The sequence below is a fragment of the Microbacterium sp. genome (assembly GCF_041909575.1).
Lineage (GTDB): Bacteria > Actinomycetota > Actinomycetes > Actinomycetales > Microbacteriaceae > Microbacterium.
The window spans coordinates 1-3,871 of the sequence record NZ_JAYRDE010000169.1; the positions used below are offsets into that span (position 1 = coordinate 1).

Genomic DNA, 3,871 nt, shown 5'->3' on the forward strand with positions numbered 1-3,871 from the left:
TGACCGAAGCGACGTCGGGGGCGGATGCCACGGCCGCCGAGGATTCGCCCTCCGACGTCGCCGGACTGGTGGATGCCGCCACTCTGCCGGGCGTACCCGACGGCTTCCAGCGTCTGTGGACGCCCCACCGCATGGCCTACATCCAGGCCGGGCCCGACCCGCTCCGCGAGGAGTGCCCGTTCTGCGCGGCGCCGCACAAGAGCGATTCCGACGGACTGATCGTCGCGCGCGGACGCACGGCCTACGCGCTGCTGAACCTCTTCCCGTACAACTCCGGACACCTCCTGATCTGCCCGTACCGTCACATCGCGACGTACGACCAGGCGACGCCGGAGGAGGTTGCCGAGATCGGGGCCCTCACGCAGCGCGCGATGACGGTGCTGCGCACCGTGGCCCGGTGCGACGGGTTCAACATCGGCATGAACCAGGGAAGCGTCGCCGGTGCCGGAGTCGACGAGCACCTCCACCAGCACGTCGTGCCGCGGTGGGCCTCCGACGCGAACTTCTTCCCGATCATCGCGCGCACGAAGGCGCTGCCCCAGCTCCTCGGCGAGGTGCGAGTGGCGGTCGCCGACGCGTGGAGCGCCGAGAACGCCTAGCGGACCTGGCGCACCTCGAACTGCATGCGCGGGTGCGCATACGACTCCTGCGCCTCGACGAGCTGGAGTTCGCGCTCCCCGGACTCATGGGTGCGCTGCAGCAGGTCGAAGACGCTCGACGTCGTGCGGGCGAGCGCGTCGCCGAGGTCACCCGTGCGGCGGAAGTGCGCGGTGAAAAGCGCGGCGGTGACGTCACCGGACCCGTTGGCCTTCATCGGGATCCGGGGCGTCTGGACGATCCAGGCGCCGCCGTCGTCGACCGCCAGCATCTCGATCGTGTCGGCCGGGCGGTCGGGCCGCTCGACGCTCGTGACCAGGACCGTGCGCGGCCCGGTGTCGCGGATGCGGTCCACCGACTCCAGCGTCGACTCGAGCGTGTCCGGCTCGGTATCGGTGAGGAACCCGAGCTCGAACTGGTTGGGCGTGATGATGTCGGCCGCCGGGACGACACGGTCGCGCAGCAGGACGGGGATGGCCGGCGCGACGAAGCATCCGGACTTCGCGTTGCCCATGACGGGGTCGCAGGAGTACACCGCCGCGGGATTGGCGGCCTTGACGCGCGCAACGGCGTCGAGGATCACGTCGGCGATGCCCTCGCCGCCCTGGTAGCCCGACAGCACCACGTCGATCTGCGGCAGCACGCCGCGCTCCTCGATGCCGAGGATGACGTCGCGCACGTCGTCGGGGCTGATGAGGGGACCCCGCCACGCCCCGTAGCCGGTGTGGTTCGAGAAGTTCACGGTGTAGACCGGCAGCACCTCGACGCCGATGCGCTGCAGCGGGAACACGGCCGCCGAGTTGCCGACGTGGCCGTAGGCGACCGCGGACTGGATCGACAGGATCTTCACCGCTCGATCATCCCATCCCGGCGGGGACCGTCCGGCCGCCGACCGCCCGCACCGCCGCGGCGATGTCGTCGGCGAGCTGCTCGGCGTCGGCGTCGCAGAGGTCGTGGGTCGTGAGCCGCAGCCGCTGGGAAGCGTCGCCGTTCACCAGGCCGAACTCGTCGCCGCTGCGCGCCAGCCACCCGCGGCGCGTGAGCCGTTCGGTGACCGGTCGCGCCGCCACGGGCAGCGGCACCCACAGGTTGAGCCCGTCACCCGATGACGTCGGGATGCCGCGCACGGAGAGCCGCTCCGCGAAGGCGGCGTTGCGGGCGGCGTAGTGGGCGCCGGCGCGCTCGATTTCGGACAGCACCGCGGGATCGGACGCCAGAGCGAGCGTCAGCCGCTGCAGCAGGTGGCTCACCCACGTCGTTCCCGGCGTCAGGCGCATCGCGAGGCGCCCGGCGGTCTCGGCGTCCGACGACGTCACGGCCAGGCACATATCGGGGCCGAGGAACTTCGAGACCGACCGTACGAGCGCCCAGCGCCGGTGGCCGGGCGCGATGATCGAGTGGTACGGGTCCCGGGACAGCATCGAGAAGTGGTCGTCCTCGATCACGAGCACGTACGGATGCTCCGCCAGCACGCCGCGCAGCTCGGCCGCACGACGCGCCGAGACGCTGGCGCCGGTCGGATTCTGCGCCCGCGGCGTGCACACCACGGCTCGCACGCCCTCCTCGAGCGCTGCTCGCAGACCCGCGACGGTCATCCCCTCGTCGTCCACCGCGACCGGCACGGCCCGGTAGCCGCCCACCCGCACGGTGTGGATGCTCGTCAGGAAGCACGGATCCTCGAGCGCGACCGCGTCGTCGCGCGTGAGGGCACTCGCGAGCAGCCGCTCGACGGCATCAGCCGCACCGCTGGTGATGGTGAGGCTGACCTCGTCGGCCGGGGCATCGGCCATCCACGAGCGCGCCCAGCGCTCCAGGTCGGGGTCGATGACGGGCTCTCCGTACAGCACCGGACGCCCGGTGACACCGGCGAGCGCGCGGGAGACGTCGGGGATGAGCGCCGGATCGGGATTCCCGGTCCCCACATCCCGAAGCACCGTGTCGGCGAATCCCTCCTGCGCCACCGCGGCGCGGTCGGCGATGCGGGTCCCTCCGCGTCCACGGGTCACGACGATTCCCGCCTGGGTGAGCTGGCGATAGGCGGCGACGACGGTGTTGCGATTGACCCCCAGCAGGTCGGCCAGCGAACGCACCGAGGGCAGCGCATCGCCGGGGCGCAGCATCCGACGCTCCACGAGCCCGCGCAGGCTGTCGGAGATCTCCGCCGCGGAGCGCCCGCTGATCTCGAGGTCCATGCCACCGCCTTCCGTGTGCCGATCCATGGTGCGGTACATGCTATCTTTTGGCCTAGGCCAATCGGTCTCCTCCTCTCCACCACCCGGTCGCGTCGCCCGCGCGGCCCACCCGAAGGGAACCCCTCGTGAGCGCAGTCGACACGGGAACCGGTCGCGTCAAGCGCGGCCTCGCCGAGATGCTCAAGGGCGGCGTCATCATGGACGTCGTCACGGCCGACCAGGCCAAGATCGCCGAGGACGCCGGCGCCGTGGCCGTCATGGCGCTCGAGCGGGTCCCTGCCGACATCCGCGCGCAGGGCGGCGTCTCGCGCATGAGCGACCCCGACATGATCGACGGCATCATCGAGGCCGTGTCGATCCCGGTCATGGCGAAGGCGCGCATCGGCCACTTCGTCGAGGCGCAGGTGCTGCAGGAGCTCGGCGTCGACTACATCGACGAGTCCGAGGTGCTCTCGCCCGCCGACTACGTGAACCACATCGACAAGTGGGGCTTCACGGTGCCCTTCGTGTGCGGCGCCACGAACCTGGGTGAGGCCCTCCGACGCATCAACGAGGGCGCCGCGATGATCCGCTCGAAGGGCGAGGCCGGCACCGGCGACGTCTCCGAGGCGACCAAGCACATCCGCAAGATCACCGGCGAGATCAACGTCCTGCGCTCGATGACCAAGGACGAGCTGTACGTCGCGGCCAAGGAGCTCCAGGCGCCCTACGAGCTCGTCGCCGAGATCGCCGAGACCGGCAAGCTCCCCGTCGTGCTGTTCGTCGCGGGCGGCGTGGCCACCCCGGCCGACGCGGCGATGATGATGCAGATGGGCGCCGACGGCGTCTTCGTCGGCTCGGGGATCTTCAAGTCCGGCAACCCCGCGCAGCGCGCGGCCGCGATCGTGAAGGCGACGACGTTCTACGACGACGCCAAGGTCATCGCCGAGGTGTCCCGCGGCCTGGGCGAGGCGATGGTGGGCATCAACGTCTCCGACCTCCCCGCTCCGCACCGCCTCGCCGAGCGCGGGTGGTGACCGGCCCCTCGCGCCCTCACGTCGGCGTCCTCGCACTGCAGGGGGACGTCCGCGAGCACGCCCGCG

Annotated in this window: 4 protein-coding genes; 2 read left to right on the top strand and 2 right to left on the bottom strand. The window is 71.4% G+C overall.

The features are described from left to right. Positions 1-65 precede the first annotated feature (65 nt). On the top strand, positions 66-599 hold the full coding sequence (locus ACE3O1_RS15050; RefSeq protein ID WP_374316437.1) for an HIT domain-containing protein: 534 nt from the start codon (positions 66-68) through the stop codon (positions 597-599). Here ACE3O1_RS15050 and pdxY read toward each other — a convergent pair. Beyond that, the gene (pdxY, locus tag ACE3O1_RS15055) at positions 596-1,447 is read right to left on the bottom strand and encodes a pyridoxal kinase PdxY (protein ID WP_374316433.1); all 852 of its coding nucleotides are present in this window, start codon (positions 1,445-1,447) and stop codon (positions 596-598) included. The two genes, ACE3O1_RS15050 and pdxY, sit on opposite strands and share 4 nt — an antisense overlap. 7 nt (positions 1,448-1,454) lie before the next feature. Continuing rightward, positions 1,455-2,789, bottom strand: a complete 1,335-nt coding sequence (locus ACE3O1_RS15060) for an aminotransferase class I/II-fold pyridoxal phosphate-dependent enzyme (RefSeq protein WP_374316439.1) — start codon at positions 2,787-2,789, stop codon at positions 1,455-1,457. 125 nt (positions 2,790-2,914) lie between these two features. On the opposite strand from ACE3O1_RS15060, the gene pdxS reads away from it, so the two are divergent. Beyond that, positions 2,915-3,805, top strand: coding sequence for a pyridoxal 5'-phosphate synthase lyase subunit PdxS (pdxS, locus tag ACE3O1_RS15065; RefSeq protein ID WP_374316435.1), 891 nt, complete (start codon positions 2,915-2,917; stop codon positions 3,803-3,805). Positions 3,806-3,871: the final 66 nt, after the last annotated feature.

Bases quoted from the DNA above. Each gene is read 5' to 3' on its own strand.
- ACE3O1_RS15060 (WP_374316439.1), bottom strand. From the start codon at position 2,789: ATGGACCTCGAGATCAGCGGGCGCTCCGCGGCGGAGATCTCCGACAGC.